The 15264-nt window shown below is 43.0% G+C and carries 17 protein-coding genes; 6 read left to right on the top strand and 11 right to left on the bottom strand.

Annotation, left to right across the window (positions count from 1 at the left end; genetic code table 11):
* The first annotated feature begins 204 nt into the window (after positions 1-204).
* Together trhP and AC0L46_RS04395 are read left to right on the top strand one after the other, a co-directional pair.
* The gene (trhP, locus tag AC0L46_RS04390) at positions 205-1572 is read left to right on the top strand and encodes a prephenate-dependent tRNA uridine(34) hydroxylase TrhP (RefSeq protein WP_473506069.1); all 1368 of its coding nucleotides are present in this window, start codon (positions 205-207) and stop codon (positions 1570-1572) included.
* 9 nt (positions 1573-1581) lie between these two features.
* Positions 1582-1833 (top strand): YfhL family 4Fe-4S dicluster ferredoxin, encoded by a 252-nt coding sequence (locus AC0L46_RS04395; RefSeq protein ID WP_347982905.1) that lies wholly within the window; start codon positions 1582-1584, stop codon positions 1831-1833.
* Between the two features lie 35 nt (positions 1834-1868).
* Here AC0L46_RS04395 and trxC read toward each other — a convergent pair whose 3' ends face one another.
* The 6 genes from trxC to AC0L46_RS04425 form a co-directional block, all read right to left on the bottom strand.
* A complete protein-coding gene (trxC, locus tag AC0L46_RS04400; protein WP_473506071.1) occupies positions 1869-2315 on the bottom strand; it encodes a thioredoxin TrxC in 447 nt (148 codons plus the stop codon).
* A 95-nt stretch (positions 2316-2410) separates the two neighbouring features.
* Positions 2411-2995 (bottom strand): DUF938 domain-containing protein, encoded by a 585-nt coding sequence (locus AC0L46_RS04405; RefSeq protein ID WP_473506073.1) that lies wholly within the window; start codon positions 2993-2995, stop codon positions 2411-2413.
* A 135-nt stretch (positions 2996-3130) separates the two neighbouring features.
* Positions 3131-3766, bottom strand: a complete 636-nt coding sequence (locus AC0L46_RS04410) for a LysE family translocator (RefSeq protein WP_473506075.1) — start codon at positions 3764-3766, stop codon at positions 3131-3133.
* Positions 3767-3933: 167 nt separating this feature from the next.
* Positions 3934-4209: a putative quinol monooxygenase gene (locus tag AC0L46_RS04415; RefSeq protein ID WP_414680330.1), complete on the bottom strand. Its 276-nt coding sequence runs from the start codon at positions 4207-4209 to the stop codon at positions 3934-3936.
* Between the two features lie 30 nt (positions 4210-4239).
* On the bottom strand, positions 4240-4620 hold the full coding sequence (locus AC0L46_RS04420; protein ID WP_473506077.1) for a VOC family protein: 381 nt from the start codon (positions 4618-4620) through the stop codon (positions 4240-4242).
* Positions 4621-4812: 192 nt separating this feature from the next.
* A complete protein-coding gene (locus AC0L46_RS04425; RefSeq protein WP_473506079.1) occupies positions 4813-5781 on the bottom strand; it encodes an NAD(P)-dependent oxidoreductase in 969 nt (322 codons plus the stop codon).
* Between the two features lie 198 nt (positions 5782-5979).
* Between AC0L46_RS04425 and AC0L46_RS04430 the strand changes: the two genes are divergently transcribed.
* Positions 5980-6927 carry a LysR substrate-binding domain-containing protein gene (locus tag AC0L46_RS04430; protein ID WP_473506081.1) on the top strand — a complete coding sequence of 316 codons (948 nt, stop codon included), beginning with the start codon at positions 5980-5982 and terminating at the stop codon, positions 6925-6927.
* Between the two features lie 47 nt (positions 6928-6974).
* Here the strand turns inward: AC0L46_RS04430 and AC0L46_RS04435 are convergent, their stop codons facing one another.
* Genes AC0L46_RS04435 through AC0L46_RS04455 form a run of 5 tightly spaced genes read right to left on the bottom strand, consistent with a single transcriptional unit; the run spans position 6975 to position 11509 of the window.
* The gene (locus AC0L46_RS04435; protein ID WP_473506083.1) at positions 6975-7730 is read right to left on the bottom strand and encodes an iron ABC transporter ATP-binding protein; all 756 of its coding nucleotides are present in this window, start codon (positions 7728-7730) and stop codon (positions 6975-6977) included.
* An 8-nt stretch (positions 7731-7738) separates the two neighbouring features.
* Positions 7739-8686, bottom strand: coding sequence for an iron chelate uptake ABC transporter family permease subunit (locus AC0L46_RS04440; RefSeq protein ID WP_473506085.1), 948 nt, complete (start codon positions 8684-8686; stop codon positions 7739-7741).
* Positions 8679-9656: an iron chelate uptake ABC transporter family permease subunit gene (locus tag AC0L46_RS04445; RefSeq protein WP_473506087.1), complete on the bottom strand. Its 978-nt coding sequence runs from the start codon at positions 9654-9656 to the stop codon at positions 8679-8681. Before AC0L46_RS04445 ends, AC0L46_RS04440 begins: the two co-directional genes overlap by 8 nt.
* 3 nt (positions 9657-9659) lie before the next feature.
* Positions 9660-10571, bottom strand: a complete 912-nt coding sequence (locus tag AC0L46_RS04450) for an ABC transporter substrate-binding protein (RefSeq protein ID WP_473506089.1) — start codon at positions 10569-10571, stop codon at positions 9660-9662.
* A 23-nt stretch (positions 10572-10594) separates the two neighbouring features.
* Positions 10595-11509, bottom strand: coding sequence for a helix-turn-helix domain-containing protein (locus tag AC0L46_RS04455; RefSeq protein ID WP_473506091.1), 915 nt, complete (start codon positions 11507-11509; stop codon positions 10595-10597).
* 143 nt (positions 11510-11652) lie between these two features.
* Here AC0L46_RS04455 and AC0L46_RS04460 point away from each other — a divergent pair, with 143 nt between their 5' ends.
* From AC0L46_RS04460 to AC0L46_RS04470, 3 genes are all read left to right on the top strand, one after another.
* Positions 11653-12954: an NtaA/DmoA family FMN-dependent monooxygenase gene (locus AC0L46_RS04460; protein ID WP_473506093.1), complete on the top strand. Its 1302-nt coding sequence runs from the start codon at positions 11653-11655 to the stop codon at positions 12952-12954.
* A gap of 282 nt (positions 12955-13236) precedes the next feature.
* Positions 13237-14313, top strand: a complete 1077-nt coding sequence (locus AC0L46_RS04465) for a GGDEF domain-containing protein (RefSeq protein WP_473506095.1) — start codon at positions 13237-13239, stop codon at positions 14311-14313.
* A 191-nt stretch (positions 14314-14504) separates the two neighbouring features.
* Complete coding sequence (locus tag AC0L46_RS04470) at positions 14505-15248, top strand: sulfite exporter TauE/SafE family protein (protein ID WP_414682621.1); 744 nt, start codon at positions 14505-14507, stop codon at positions 15246-15248.
* Positions 15249-15264: the final 16 nt, after the last annotated feature.

The following is a 15264-nucleotide window of genomic DNA, read 5'->3' on the forward strand; positions in this document are numbered from 1 at the left end:
CTACTCTCTAGTTTTATAGCCCCGCACTTGCGGGGCTTTTTTTACTTAAAACACCTTCCAAAAATGCATTCATTCGCTATCGATACAATAAGAATTTGACCTAAATCAAATCGCCATGAGTTAAACAAACAATCCTAGCGACACATCTTGAGTTGAATAAATGGGCAGGTAAACTGCGCGTTTTTTCATCGATCAGTGAGTGTTATGTTTACGCCAGAATTATTGTCTCCAGCCGGTTCATTAAAAAACATGCGTTATGCTTTTGCATACGGCGCCGATGCGGTTTATGCGGGGCAACCACGCTATTCTCTTCGTGTGCGCAATAACGAATTTGATTTAGAAAAGCTGGAAATAGGCATTAACGAAGCACATAATTTAGGCAAAAAGCTTTATGTTGTGAGTAACATTGCCCCCCATAACGCCAAATTAAAAACCTACATTCAAGATTTAGAGCCTGTCATCCGACTCAATCCAGACGCGCTGATCATGTCAGATCCAGGCTTAATTATGATGGTTCGAGAAGCCTTTCCAGATCAACAAATTCATCTGTCGGTGCAAGCCAATGCAGTGAATTGGGCAACCGTAAAATTTTGGCAGCAACAAGGTATTTCCCGCGTCATTCTATCTCGTGAATTGTCTTTAGATGAGATCGAAGAAATTCGTCTAAAAGTGCCAGATATGGAACTCGAAGTCTTTGTACATGGGGCTTTATGTATGGCGTATTCTGGCCGTTGTTTGCTCTCTGGTTATATGAACAAACGCGACCCTAACCAAGGCGCTTGCACCAATGCTTGTCGCTGGCAATACAATGCTCACGACGCCAAACAAGACGAGGTTGGACAAATTATCGCCAGCAGCGATTCGTCTACACACTCTCAAACCTCTGCCGTGCAAATCCAAGAACCAACGGATCAGCTCTACTTATTACAAGAGCGTGGTCGTCCCAATGAATACATGCCCGCGTTTGAAGACGAACACGGCACCTACATCATGAATTCAAAAGATTTACGCGCCATTCAACACGTTGAACGCTTGGTGAAAATGGGCGTTCATTCGTTAAAAATAGAAGGTCGCACTAAGTCTTTTTACTACTGCGCTAGAACCGCGCAAGTCTATCGTCAAGCAATAAACGATGCCGTTGCAGGAAAAGACTTCAACAATCAACTGATGAACACTCTGGAAAACCTAGCTCACCGAGGTTACACCGATGGATTTTTACAACGTCATCGTCATGTGGAAATGCAAAACTACGACACAGGCAACTCCATCAGCGAGCACCAACAATTCGTTGGTGAAGTCATCGCAACTAACAACAACGCTCTTACGATAGAAGTGAAAAACCGTTTTAGCGTCGGCGACTCATTAGAGCTTATGACACCGAAAGGAAATGTTATTTTTCAGCTAGCAGAGCTAAACGATAAACAAGGACGAGCCATCGAGGTTGCCAAAGGCAGTGGTCACATCGTTAACATTCCTTGCCCTCAAGGTATCGATGCATCCATGGGAATCTTACTGAGAAATCTCTCGGAAGGACAAACCACTCGCCAGCCTCATGCAAGCAAAACAGCATAGAGACAAGCAATGGCATTATTAATCAATGATCGTTGTATCAACTGCGACATGTGCGAACCAGAGTGTCCTAACGAAGCCATTACTATGGGTGCTAAGATTTACCTTATTGATCCAGACAAATGCACAGAATGTGTTGGTCATTATGACCAACCCACCTGTGTGGCTGTCTGTCCTATCGATTGTGTGAAACCGGATCCAAACAGAAGAGAAACCGAAGAAGCCCTATACGAGAAATTCGTTGAGTTACACTTTGACGTTTAATATCCGGACGAAACATTAAACGCTATAAAACACGGTTAAATAGTCGGTAAATTCTGAGCAAGCCATTGCTTGAATTGCGCTTTTGGCAAGGCGCCAGACAAGCGAGCTACTTCTTTTCCATGATGAAAGATCATAAGCGTAGGAATAGAGCGGATATTATAACCACCAGCGATCATTTGATTCTTTTCTGTGTCTAGCTTCACAAAACAGGCTTGCGTAGACATTTCTCCTGCGACTTGTTCAAAAATAGGCGCGAACTGCTGACACGGCCCACACCATGAAGCCCAAAAATCCGCCACCACAGGCAAAGCATTCTCTGTAATATAACATCTGAAATTGGCATCACTTCCCACAATAGGATGAGTGGCAAGTACAGGGTTACCGCACTTCCCGCACAGCGGCTTATCACTCAATTTCTCTTTTGGCAGACGATTTTTTGTATGGCAGCTTTGACAAACTATTTGAATGGGAGAATTCGTCATCTTAAACCTCAGATGTAAAATATTAATGAGTGATATAAAACGCCTGTTAAAACACAGCAGGCAGCATCATAGGATGGTGTTCTTCAAGCCCAAATTCAAGCCACCTTCCAAACCAATAGCATGTTATTTGCTGGCATAGGAATGGTTTCAACAAGCACCATTTTCTCTGCCCATTCCATTAATTCTGCAATATCACAAATTCCACCGTAACCGCCTGCTTTCAAACTTTGGTCAAATTCACGATTGCCTTCACTGGTATATTCGCCGTTTACATTCATCGGTCCATACTGACAAAACACGCCACCGGAAGGTAAATTTTCACCCACTGTTTTCATCATCAACTTTGCTTGATCACGCTGCATGATGTGCGTGGTATTCGCTGTAAATACGCCATCTAAAGGAAGATCCGGCCAATCGTTCTTACCAAAGTGAAATTCAAAAGGTGCTATCACATTGCTTAAGTTTGCTTCTTTCATCCATGCATTAATGCTGTCATGGTTCTCCAACATATCACTGGTATTCCAGATTAAATGAGGTAAATGCTTGGCAAAAAATACCGCGTGCTGACCTGTACCAGAACCCACCTCAAGCACTTGCTGGCAACCCTGAAAATGCACCACAAGCTGATCTAAAATTGGTTGTTGGTTTCGATCACATGAAGGAGCAAAGTTTTTAGTCATAATAAAAATACCGAGAGAAGATAAGAACCACTTGGAAAATGAGCACCTGAAAAAGTTCCAACAGATACTTGAAAGAAAATAGGATGACATTAAGCCACCCTATTTATGAAGATTATACTGAAAAAGAAAACAAGCTTACGCTCTTGTTGCCGTTGCTAATAGCCCGCTTGCCATGACAAAGATGCTGCCCATACCACGGTTCAGGTTTTTCATGCCTTTTGGACTGCGAATCAATCGACGGATTTGTTTACCGCTCATCGCATACACATACGCAGCGATAAATTCCGTCACACAAAAAGTCAGCCCCATCCAGAAAAATTGTACAGCCACTGGCTGATTTAGATCGAGCATTTGAGGGAAAATCGCAGTAAACAATAGGATGGCTTTTGGATTACCAATCGCCACTAAGAACTCCTGACGCATACGAGCAAAATTGCCTCGCTTCGCCTTTGTGCCTTCTTCACTTTCATGTTCTTCAAGCACAATGGCGGCACTGCGCCATGTTTTGATGCCCACATAAAATAAGTAAGCAACACCACACCATTTAATAACACTGAACCAAAAGGCAGAAGCCACAATAACTGCTCCTAGCCCCAAAGCGGATAGCAGCATCAAAATGCTAAAGGCTAAATTTCGTCCAACAACCGCTGTCACCGCCTTTGCAGTTCCGACTTGCATACCGTTATGCATCGCCAAAAAGTTATTCGGACCTGGCCCTAAAGAAAGCAACATTAATAAAGGCGCAACCGCCAACCAAACGCTGAAAGTCATATTGATTCGATCTCACAAAACAGGAAGCAAAAATGGTTAGAACAACCATAAAAACAGCGCCACTTTACCGCTTAATAAAAAGCCTGTCAGCTTATTTTTTATACGATTTAAAGACATTGCGTGCGAAGACTTCTTGACCTTCAAGCCTTGAAAGATTTACGGCTTATTTAGCCCGTGATTTCATAATGACGCTCAACATTTACCGTCAATTTTCCCCAGTGAGAGGCTTTCACTCTGCTCTGATGATGATCAAAAGCCGCTTTGTCTTTGAACTCTTCATACACATCAAAACGAAGAGGGTTTATCGGGCTTTCTGTAACGCTAAAATGAATGCATCCTGACTCTTCGAGAGTCAAACGCTTATGATTAACCAGCTCTGCTTTTACCACTTCAAGCTCAGACTCAGGAACCAGAATAAAGCCTTTTAACGTTACCTTTGACATAAAACCTCTTGAATAACTCGTTTTCAAAACCTATTTGGACGAATGCAAACCAAACATATTTCCTTCTGTGTCAAAAGCCATAGCGATGAAACCATATTCACCAATAGACATCTTGGTTTGATTTACTTTACCGCCAGCGCCTTCCACTCTGGCTTCTTCTATAGAGCAGTCTTCACAGGAAAAATAAACCAAAGTGCTGTTTTGGCCAACAGGCACGCCATCCATCTTGACCAACGCTCCTGTAGCGCCATAACCTTCCATATTAGAAGGAAAAGCGAGCATTTTTATACTCGGATCGTTTGGATCACCCAATACTTCTAACTCGACATTTAAAACCGACTCATAAAACGCTTTTGCTCTCGACAAATCATCAACATAAATTTCAAACCAAGCCACCGGATTCTTCTTCATAATGTGCCCCAACTGTTTTAATAGTTCATTTATTCTAGAAGGCTTTTCTGCCTCCTGCCAAAAACAAACGCAATAAAAAGCCTATAAAGGAGAGCTAAGAAAGTTAAGAAATGAGAGCCCAATTGATAACAAAAAAAGCCATCTTAATTATTTAAGATGGCCTTAGTTTTTCTGAATTAAATTCTGGAAGAATTAGTAGTCACTACGGAATGGGATTTTCACTTCGTAACCTGGCTCTTCTGGCTCGTCATCGACCATTTGTGCTGGGAAGCCTTTGCCTAATACTTTCACATTGCACGCGTCTTCTAGACGACGGATGATGTTTGGAGAAAACTCACGGTCGCCGTAGCGCTCTTGGCCGTCTTTGAAAATATCAACCACAAGTGGCGCAAGTTCTAGTGGTAAGCCATGACGCTTAGCGACTTCATCAAACAAGCCAACGTCTTTCGATACAAGATCCAGTGTGAAGCTGATGTCACGGCTACCGTTCAAGATCACTTGAGATTCTGTTTCATGAACAAAAGAGTTACCAGACGATGCTTTGATTGCTTCGTAAGTTACGTTCATGTCTAAGCCCATTACTTTTGCAGAAGTCAGTGCTTCAGACAAAGCAACAAGGTGAACACTGCATAAGTAGTTAGTAATAACTTTCAATTTAGACGCGCTGCCTAATTCACCAGTGTGAATAATACGACGACCCATTGTGGTTAGGATTGGCAATACCTTGTCGAACGTTGATCGGTCACAACCTGCAAAGATAGAGATGTTACCTGTTCCCGCACGGTGACAACCACCAGATACAGGGCAATCCACTGGGAAGGCGCCTTTGGCTTTTACTTTTTCAGCAATACGACGAATTTCTGCTTCGTCTGTTGTACTCATTTCCAGCCAAACGCCGCCGTCTTTGATGCCGGCAATAACACCATCGTCTGCTTCCATAACATGAGAACACACAGCAGGAGAAGGAAGACAAGTGATTACAACGTCACATGCTTCGGCTAATTCCTTAGGAGATGCTGCTGTTCCAGCGCCTAGCTGTTTAAATTTAGACATCAATGCGTCGTCTAGATCACGCACCATCACGTCTAAACCATTACGCAACAAACTGCCTGCTAATTGCCCACCAACATTACCTAACCCAATAAAACCAACCTTCATCATGACGCCCCTTCAACCAAAGTGAATGGGTACTTTTTGCTCTCGTGAGCCACAAAGTACCGCAGAATAAACTTCGTAAAGAGTAGCCATCAAAGAATCCGTTAAAAATTGATTTTTTTTCTCTCTTTGGTAAAAAAAATTTTCCAATTGTTTTACACTCAACCTCAGAACCTAGGTAAGTGATTCGATATAGGCAGCGGTATGAAAAGTATTGGTAATCAGGGACAGCAAGAAAACGATACAAGCAAAATAGATTTACGCCAGTTACCGCCTTTAAAATCATTAAAAGGTTTCGAAGCAACGGCACGATTAGGCAGTGTTCGTGGTGCTGCAGAGGAACTCAGCCTCACTCATCCGGCCATCAGTCACCAGATACAAACCTTAGAAGACAGCCTAGGCGTAAAGCTTTTCTCACGAGAAGGAAGACACATTCGTCTTACCAATGAAGGTAAAGAATATTATCAGTTTGTACGCCAAGCATTGGGGATTTTAATATCTGCTACGGAGCAAATTCGCTCTTCTATTAGTCAACCTAGCTTAAGAGTACAAACCTACATCACCACATCCATCCGCTGGTTGGCTCCGCGTCTGCCTAAGTTTAAAAAGCATTATCCTGATATTGAATTGGAAGTAAGCACCTACAATGCCAATTGGGATTTTGATGAGAAGCATGCCGACATTGCCATTATCTATAGAACCGATGATCTACCTGATCATTTAAGTTGGCAGCCTATTTTTGAATCAAGTGTCTTCCCTGTTTGCAGTCCAGAATTTTTGGCTGAATTGCCGAGTTCACCGAAACCTTATGAACTGAGCCAATATCCATTAATTTCTGTTCACACCGAAAACAAATATTGGAACTGGGAAGATTGGTTTGATTCTATTGATGACAACCCAAACACACACAATACAGACTTAAAAATACTCGAAGTAGACACACTCGCCGCGGCTCTAGAAATGGCCATAGTGGGCGAAGGTATTGCCCTCGTAAATGGCCCTTTTGCAGACAAAGACATCGCCTCTGGCCGCCTAGTGATTCCCGTTTCCCATCAAGATAAAGGCGCTGGCGAATGGGGAATCGTCTACCATAAAAACCTCGCCAAAGACCAACGCGTCACCACCTTTATCCAATGGTTGTTGGAACAGTGAGATTACCAATTCTTGACTACCCTCTTCATTATCAATAACGCGACCCGTTAAAAGTGAACACAAAATCGCTTGTCTCCAAGCGTTAACATGGACACATCAAGGTTATACAGTTGCCCTATATTGGATTCGGTTAATACCTCAAGTGTTTGGCCGTGAAAGAGTACATTGCCCTGTTGTAAGGCGACGATATAATCCGCATATTGGCTGGCATAGTTAATGTCATGCATGACGACCACAATGGTTTTTCCCCAGTCTGTAATCGCTTGCTTGAGTGTTCTCATCAAGTGTCGAGCATGATACATATCGAGATTATTTAAGGGTTCATCCAGCAAGATATAATCGGTGTCTTGGCAGAATGTCATGGCAACAAGGGCAATTTGTCTTTGCCCACCTGATAATTGATCAATAAATTTATGCTTTAAAGCCTCTAAGCCAAAGTATTGAATAATGTCCTCTACCTTGGTTTTGTCTTCGGCTTTCGGTCTGCCTTTATGGTAAGGGTAACGAGAGAAGATTAATAAATCCTCTACCGTTAAACGGCTCATAAAGTGTGTACTTTGTTGAAGTATTGCTATTTTACGAGCCACTTCGTCACTTTTCGTGGTCGATATGTCCATTCCATCAAACAGTATCTTGCCCGTTTGCAAAGGCGACAAACGAGACATCAAGGACAAGAGTGTCGATTTGCCTGCACCATTCGGCCCGATCAGAGCAATGACCTGATTCCCAGTGAGCGTCAAACTTGTGTTTTCAAGCACGCTATTGCCTGAGATGTTGTGTTGTACGTTTAATAGTTCAATCATTCATACACTCAATTAGATTTGCGACTCTTCAGTAAAAGCATAAAAAACACCAAGCCACCAATAAACTCGATGACAACGCTTAATGTGGATGCTAGCCCTAACACATGCTCAAAAATTGCCTGTCCACCCACCAGAGAAATCGCGCCAATAAAAGCCGCCATGATCATGAATGAACCCGATCGAGCTGAGGGAAAAAGAGCAAAAACAATCGCAGTGATTAACAAGCCAAAGAAAAAAATAGGACCGACTAAAGCCGTAGATGCGCTGACTAATATGGCCACCAGCATCAGTAAGTTCGTGGTCATTTTCACATAAGGAATACCAAGATTGATGGCACTGTTCCGTCCTAAACGATAGATGTCGATTGCCGGATAAATGCGCCACAACATAAGAATAACAAACAACAGAACACCTGCGACGACACCTAAAAGCTCTGTTTGAACACGGTTAAATTGGGCAAACGCAATGCCCTGAAACAGAGAAAAATCTTCTGGTGTAATCAGCCTTGCAAAGAACTCAACCAAAGATTGAATCAATAAGCCAAGCGCAATGCCTATGAGCAAGAGTCGGCTGATATCCATTGAAAAGCGCCTCACCAGCAGACCAAATACCGCCACAGCAAAGAGCATCATCAAGACAACTTGTAGGAAAAATTTAATAGAGCCAGAGATCTTGGCGTACTCAGCGCCGCCAATGACTCCAATTAATAGAACATTGAACAATAAGAACACGGAATCCAATCCCATTATGGCTGGTGTTAGCACCCTACTTTGAGAAACGGTTTGAAATAAAAAGGTCGCCAAGGCAACGGAAACTCCCACAAAGTTCAGTGCCAACCATTTCTTAACGCGAAACCGCCACACAAAATCCAAATCGCCGCCACTGCCGAGCAAGAGAAACAATAAAGACGCCACCATCCAAATTGCAATAATCATGGTCAAAGCACGTTTAGACATTTGGCTCACCTTTATAAAGTACCCAAATGAAAAAACATCCACCTAACACACCAAAGACCAAGCTTGCTGGAAGTTCAAAAGGGTTCGACAAATAGCGACCCAACATGTCACAGCCTAATAACAAAAAAGCGCCAATCAAGGCCGACCAAGGCAAACTCTGTTTCAAATTGTCGCCCAAGTAATAGCGCACAATGTTTGGCACAACCAAACCTAAAAAGCTGATCATGCCAACGGTCGCCACCACCATAGAAGTAGACAAAGCAATCATTACCATGGCAATGAACACCAGTGTTCTAAACGGTACTCCCAAAGCGCGACCTGTTTGTTCTCCCAAGTTAAGTAGGTTGAGTTGATTCGCTAACCAATAAACCAGCACAGCAATCGCCGCAGCGCCCCATATCAACTCATAACGACCGCTGATCACGGTGGAAAAATCGCCGTTTAGCCAAACCATCAAAAACTGCATGAGGTCAAATTCAAAAGCAATAAAGGTGGCGATTGCGCCTAGAATGGCGGAATAGATTAAGCCGATTAAAGGCAGCAACATTGGATCATTGAGTTTGAGCTGGCGAATAATAGAGAAAAAGCCAAAAAGACTTAATAGGCCAAAGCCTGAAGCAACCAGTGTGTGCACATACAAAGGCGATTCGGGCCATAAAATATGCGTGCCTAATAAACCAATGGCAACGCCTTGCGCTGTGCCTATTGTTATTGGTTCGGCAAAGCGGTTGTTCAACACCACTTGCGATAAGCCGCCAATAAGCCCAAGCACACCGCCTGCGATGACAACCGCTAATGTTCTCGGAACACGGCTTAATAACATCACGATACTGGCTTGTTCGTTTTCAAACACACTTGCCAAGGTTAAGTCATAAGTGCCAATAAACAGGCTGGCGAGCATCAGTGTCATCAAGCATAAAACAAACAATAACAAGAGCAGAGACTGAGTCAGCCCAGTGTGTCGTATCATCTATTATGGCTGTCCATTCATGCGTGCGGAGAATGTCTTAATCAGCTCTTCAAGAGTGTGTTCAATGCCTTGTACGCCACCCACAGAATTGAGTGTTCCCACCCCATTCAAATAAATAATCTGATTTTTCTGCCACGCTTTCGTTGCGTGAATAAGCGGTGTGTCCATGTATTCTTTCGATAAATCCTTCGCGCTTCTTCCTACGGATGCGTCTCGGTCCATGACAATCAGCCAATCGGGATTTTTAGACAAAATGTATTCATAGGAAATAGGAGCCACTTCATTCAAACTTTTCACATCGCTGGCTTCCAAGTTCATTCCTAACTCTTCTTGAAACCAATCAATGCGAGTTTGACTACTGAGTACGTTTAAAGCTCGCCCCATCAGCATCACCACCATCACAGACTCGTCTGGGTTAATCCATTTTTTTGCCTGATCGCGTAATTCATTAAGCCTGTTTTCTATCTCTTTTGCCTTGTCTTCTTTATCAAACAATTTGGCAAGACTGTGCATTCTTTTAAGACTTTCTTGGAAAGTGTTTCCTCTTGGGATGGATAAATCGATCACGGGAGCCACGTCTGTTAAAACATCATATTGCAGCGCGGAACGCTCGCCAATGATCACCAAATCTGGCGACATTTTATGAATTTTCTCAATGTCTGCGGTAAAAAGTGTGCCGACAGTTTGCGCCTTTTGCGTATCGACATAATCCAGAAAAAGGTTTTCTGGCACACCTTGTACAGAGACACCTAAAGCATCCAATGTATCAATAACACCGGCAGGAAAAGCGACCACTGTTTGTGGCGTTTGAGGGAAAGACACCTCTCCACGAAAAGTCGATACAGTCAGTGCTTGAGCGGCATTTGAAAACAGGAAACACAGACTTACTAAGCTAATAAAAACGCTAACATTCATCTAATCTTGAACCATTTTTGGAGTTAATAATGTCTCTTTTGAAGTGACAGATACACCTTGGGTGTCACGTTAAAAGCCTTACGAAAAGCCAGAATAAAACTCGAATTATGTTGATAGCCTGCAATCCAACTTGCCTCCGAAATAGAGACCCCTTTTTCTAACATGGCGTTCTTTGCTAATAACAAACGCTGTTCGGTAATCCATTCTTTAAGAGTGCAACCCAATTGCTCTTTGGCTCGTCTTTGCAGCGTCCGAACACTCATATTCAAAGCGTCCGCATACCTTTGAGCATCAAAAATGCCCTTGCGCATCAACACATCCAAAGATTGCGCTAACTCAAGACGCTGATAATCAGAGCCTCTGATACAGAGCGTGGTTCGCTTCCGCCACCAGAGGTAATAATTCCATGTTGCGTTGAGTAAAGTCAGACCTAAAATGTCACGTTGCAATGTGCCTAGGCTAGTGTCTAGCGTCATCCATTGTTCACAGCCTTCTCGCATCGAAGCGGTCATTGGCCAACTTCTCAAACGTTCGTTATACAAGTCATATTCTTCGACATTTTCCATAACATCTTCGTCTAACCACTGTTCCATTCCAGTCAGCACAACATGCTTATTACACTCTCCAGAATTAGCCAAACGCCTCAACACTTCGCTCTCTTTTGAACTCATCATGATGCAACAGCCATGTTCACCGGCAGAAAATACGTATTTTTTCCTACGCAGTATGAGTGTCATATTTCCTTGTAAAAGATAGATAAAAGTAATCTGAGGTGGCACTTCTGCACTGCTATCAACATCGCACACATATCGGGTCTGAGCACCGCGAATCTGCACACCACTTTTTAATCTATAGTGCCAAGATTTACCGCGCCAGCCCTCTGTCATGCTGTGCGTATCTGAGTGTCTGGTCATGTCATAGGAAGAAGTATGAGCCACAATTCCCTCCGTTCTAAATAGGTTGTCGTGTTTTCAATATAGGTTGGCTTGTTTTCAACACCGAAGCTGAAACATTATCGAATACAATTTGACGCAAACAATAACCTTTCTCATTAACGAATACAATTTACGATACGGACAAAATGGAACCCAAAAAATTGCACATTGGATTGGCTCTAGCAATGGGCTGGTTAAGCGGTAAAGGCTGGCAACGACCAGACAGCGACGTGGAATCCGCCTTCAACACAGCACCCTATATTGAAATGGCCAAGCTGGCAGAAGCCTATAAACTGGATTTTGTCTTCCGCCCCGACACTCAGTTTCTGAACGAAGAGCTCTTTGATACTGAACCCGGCTTTTGTAATCTTGATCCTATGTTACTGCTTGCCGCTATTGCGGAGCATACAAAATCCATTGGTTTAATTTCCACTGCGTCTACCACGTTACTGCCTCCCTATTACGTGGCAAAACAATTGCAGACATTACAATGGATAAGCCAAGGCCGAGCGGGTTGGAATATTGTCACCGCCATTGATGGACACGAGAACTACGGCCAAACAGAAAGACTCAGCTCTGACGAACGTTATGAAAAATCTTCCGAGTTTTTAGAAGTGGTCATGAAGCTTTGGAAGAGCTTTCCTAATGCCGCATTAAAACAAGACAAAACCACAGGCACTTTTGCCGATAAAACGCTTGTGCAACCGGTTCATCACGAAGGCAAACACCTTAGTGTTAAAGGCCCTTTAAATTTACCTGAGTCACCATTTAAAGACATTGCGTTGTTTCAAGCAGGCGCTTCTGAATCTGGACGACATTTTGCAGCCAACATCGCGGATGCCGTTTTCGCGGCAACACCAGATATAGAGTCTGGGATCGAGCTTAGACAAGACCTTAGAGCCAAAGCCAAGGCACAACACCGAGACGAAAACAGCATAAAAGTCTTTCCAGGTTTAAGTTTGTTTTTAGCATCGACTCAAGAAGAAGCTCTGCAACTGTATAAATCGACTCATCGTCAACCTAGCAAACAAAAGAGAATAGAATACATAAAAGACGCCATAGGACTCGACCTTTCAAATTGGCCTCTTCATGAACCGATAAAAACCAACATAACAAAAATACATGAGAATGTTCGTAGCAAAACACACAGCCAACTTTTATTAACCTACATTCATAGAGAGTCTCCCACACTGGCAGAATTGCTTGAGCGACCTGAAGTTATTGGTTCTTCTCATTGGCTGGTCATTGGCACGCCAGAGGATGCGTTTCACTCTATTGTAGAAAGAGCAAACGCCAATGCGTTAGACGGATTTATTGCCATTCCTGGTGGAGATAAAAACTCCATGCGATTGTTTTTCGAAGAAGTGATTCCCATGCTGGTTGAAAGCGGCTGGTTCAGAGACGAATACAAAGAAGTAAACCTCAAAGAACGCTTGAGGAAGGTATGAACAAGTCCACTGGCTTCAGCGTGCGGATAAACCTTTATTATTCGAGGCAAGTTTCGCAGCCCAATATATTCGCACCTTCCTTAACACCTTAGCAAAATAAAAACGCAAGCGAGCCAAGTATATTCTTGGCTTTTTATCAAGCGAACGTTGACTTAGAGGTCAACGAAGGTAAAATTTCATATCATCTGAGCAACCCAAACCAATTGCTTTACTGCAATAAAAACAGCTTATAAAGCAATCATTAAAGACTCTCACCCAAACTTCACATAAAAGGAGCTTTCAGTGAACGATGGCGTAATTAGACGAACCTTGACTTGGCTGTTAGGAAGTCGAGACAAGCCCTTCGAATACACCCATCATGCTGTTCTACTGATTGGCTCGATTGTCTATTTCTACTGTGCCTTGGCTAACTATCTTTTTGATTTGGCCAGCATGCCAAACATTCTATTACAACTTGTCTTATGCCCTGTCATTCTCGGTGTTTGGTACTTATCCCGCTGGCGCAATTATTTTAAAAGCATGGCCATTGTTTTCATGTTTTTGGTGACCTTAGTCTCTTTGCCATTCAACTGGATAGGTAACGGCGGTTATGACGGGCCAACGTATTTCATGAATTTAGGCGTACTTATCTATATTTCCGTCGCTTTCCGTGATTTGGGGTTTTACCGAAGGCTAGGCCAAGCCTTGGCTATTTTTATGCCGGTCCCTCTAATTCTCATTGAAAATAACTACCCTGATTTGATTTTCAAACACCCAACAACAGAATTGCTCCAGTTAGACTTAACCATCAGCTTCATTGTCACGGGCTTTTTCTTAATGCTCATGATGGAAAACCATTCCAAGCGCTACAAACTAGAACGAGACAAAGCAAACGCTCTATCTATTCAGCTGCAAACATTATCCGAACAAGACCCATTAACCGGACTCAACAATCGCCGCGTTTTAGAAACTTATTTAGATCAATGGGACGCTCAAGGGAAAACCTTTAGCCTTGCCCTTATCGATTTAGACCACTTTAAATCGATAAACGACCAATGGGGACATAACTACGGTGATGTGGTGCTGTGTGAATTCGCCAACGCTTTACGAAGAATTGCTAATTTATACGCAGGGCACGCGATTCGATTAGGTGGGGAAGAATTTGTTCTACTACTGCCAACAGACCTAATGAAAAGCCAAGAATACCTCCAACAACTGGCAAACAACTTTGCTTCGGTCAAACTTGAAAACGGACTGACCACCTTCAGCGCAGGCATAGCTCAAAGACAAGATAAAGAAGAGTACCAAGCCTTGCTCAAGCGCGCAGATGACTTAATGTATGAAGCAAAAAGAACCGGACGCAATTGTATTAGACTCTAATTTTGAGCTTAATACTGGCTGCTCTTCTTTTCCCTCTTCGCTTTTTAGCCCTAAAAAGAACCCCAAACCGCCCCTAACTTCGATAACAACATTGGTACCATAAATATCACCTTTTGGCTCTAAAGCATCAGTCCAGACAAAAGGCATACTAAATCCAATATCACATATCTTTGTTTAAGTAAGAGGTTTAGGTGTCGTTAGAAACTATTTCCATCTTAGCCTGTATCGTCATTATCGCAGGCATCATACGGGGCTTTACAGGCTTTGGGTTTGCTGCTGTCGCGGTAGTGGGCATGAACATATTTCTGACGCCTCAGCAAAGCATACCAGTTGTTCTTGGGCTAGATATTCTCTGCTGTGCTCCTCTTATTCGCCAAGCTATTAAACAAGGCGACAAGCCTACTTTTAAACTCCTTACTCTTGGTTCAATCATTGGTATTCCATTTGGATTAGGCTTACTGCTTTTCGTGCCTAGCATTACGTTAAAGCTTGCGATTTGCATCGCGATTCTACTCTTTTCTGCCTTGTTGATTATGGATTTCCGAGTTAGCAACACAGACAAAACACCAGTAAGACTTGGCTTTGGTATTGGTGCTGGCGCAAGCACAGCCGCTGCCTCGGTTGGCGGGCCAATTATCGTGTGTTACATGCTTTCTAGCACTCTAAGTGCAGCCACACAACGAGCTACCATGATCATGTTTTTCGTTGTCAGTGAATCTCTCGCATTGGCTGCTCTGTTTTTCAGTGGATTAGTTGGAAAAGAAGAACTCCTGCTTACCGGCATACTGCTTATTCCCACACTCATTGCGGTACGTGTCGGCCAATGGTTATTCAATAAGCACCCACCTAAATCGCTAAAACATTTCGCTATTCCTATTTTAGTCATGGTTGCTTTATTGGGGATCAGCGCATCTGCCGGAGAACTTTCGATTTAGAGTTATTGTTACGGAC

The organism is Marinomonas sp. 15G6-16, assembly GCF_055809555.1.

Coding starts and splice junctions, on each gene's coding strand:
- AC0L46_RS04460 (WP_473506093.1), top strand. CDS start 11,653: ATGGAACCCAAAAAATTGCACATTGGATTGGCTCTAGCAATGGGCTGG.
- AC0L46_RS04450 (WP_473506089.1), bottom strand. CDS start 10,571: ATGAATGTTAGCGTTTTTATTAGCTTAGTAAGTCTGTGTTTCCTGTTT.
- trhP (WP_473506069.1), top strand. CDS start 205: ATGTTTACGCCAGAATTATTGTCTCCAGCCGGTTCATTAAAAAACATG.
- AC0L46_RS04410 (WP_473506075.1), bottom strand. CDS start 3,766: ATGACTTTCAGCGTTTGGTTGGCGGTTGCGCCTTTATTAATGTTGCTT.
- AC0L46_RS04445 (WP_473506087.1), bottom strand. CDS start 9,656: ATGATACGACACACTGGGCTGACTCAGTCTCTGCTCTTGTTATTGTTT.
- AC0L46_RS04435 (WP_473506083.1), bottom strand. CDS start 7,730: ATGATTGAACTATTAAACGTACAACACAACATCTCAGGCAATAGCGTG.
- AC0L46_RS04430 (WP_473506081.1), top strand. CDS start 5,980: ATGAAAAGTATTGGTAATCAGGGACAGCAAGAAAACGATACAAGCAAA.
- trxC (WP_473506071.1), bottom strand. CDS start 2,315: ATGACGAATTCTCCCATTCAAATAGTTTGTCAAAGCTGCCATACAAAA.
- AC0L46_RS04425 (WP_473506079.1), bottom strand. CDS start 5,781: ATGATGAAGGTTGGTTTTATTGGGTTAGGTAATGTTGGTGGGCAATTA.
- AC0L46_RS04440 (WP_473506085.1), bottom strand. CDS start 8,686: ATGTCTAAACGTGCTTTGACCATGATTATTGCAATTTGGATGGTGGCG.
- AC0L46_RS04415 (WP_414680330.1), bottom strand. CDS start 4,209: ATGTCAAAGGTAACGTTAAAAGGCTTTATTCTGGTTCCTGAGTCTGAG.
- AC0L46_RS04395 (WP_347982905.1), top strand. CDS start 1,582: ATGGCATTATTAATCAATGATCGTTGTATCAACTGCGACATGTGCGAA.
- AC0L46_RS04420 (WP_473506077.1), bottom strand. CDS start 4,620: ATGAAGAAGAATCCGGTGGCTTGGTTTGAAATTTATGTTGATGATTTG.
- AC0L46_RS04405 (WP_473506073.1), bottom strand. CDS start 2,995: ATGACTAAAAACTTTGCTCCTTCATGTGATCGAAACCAACAACCAATT.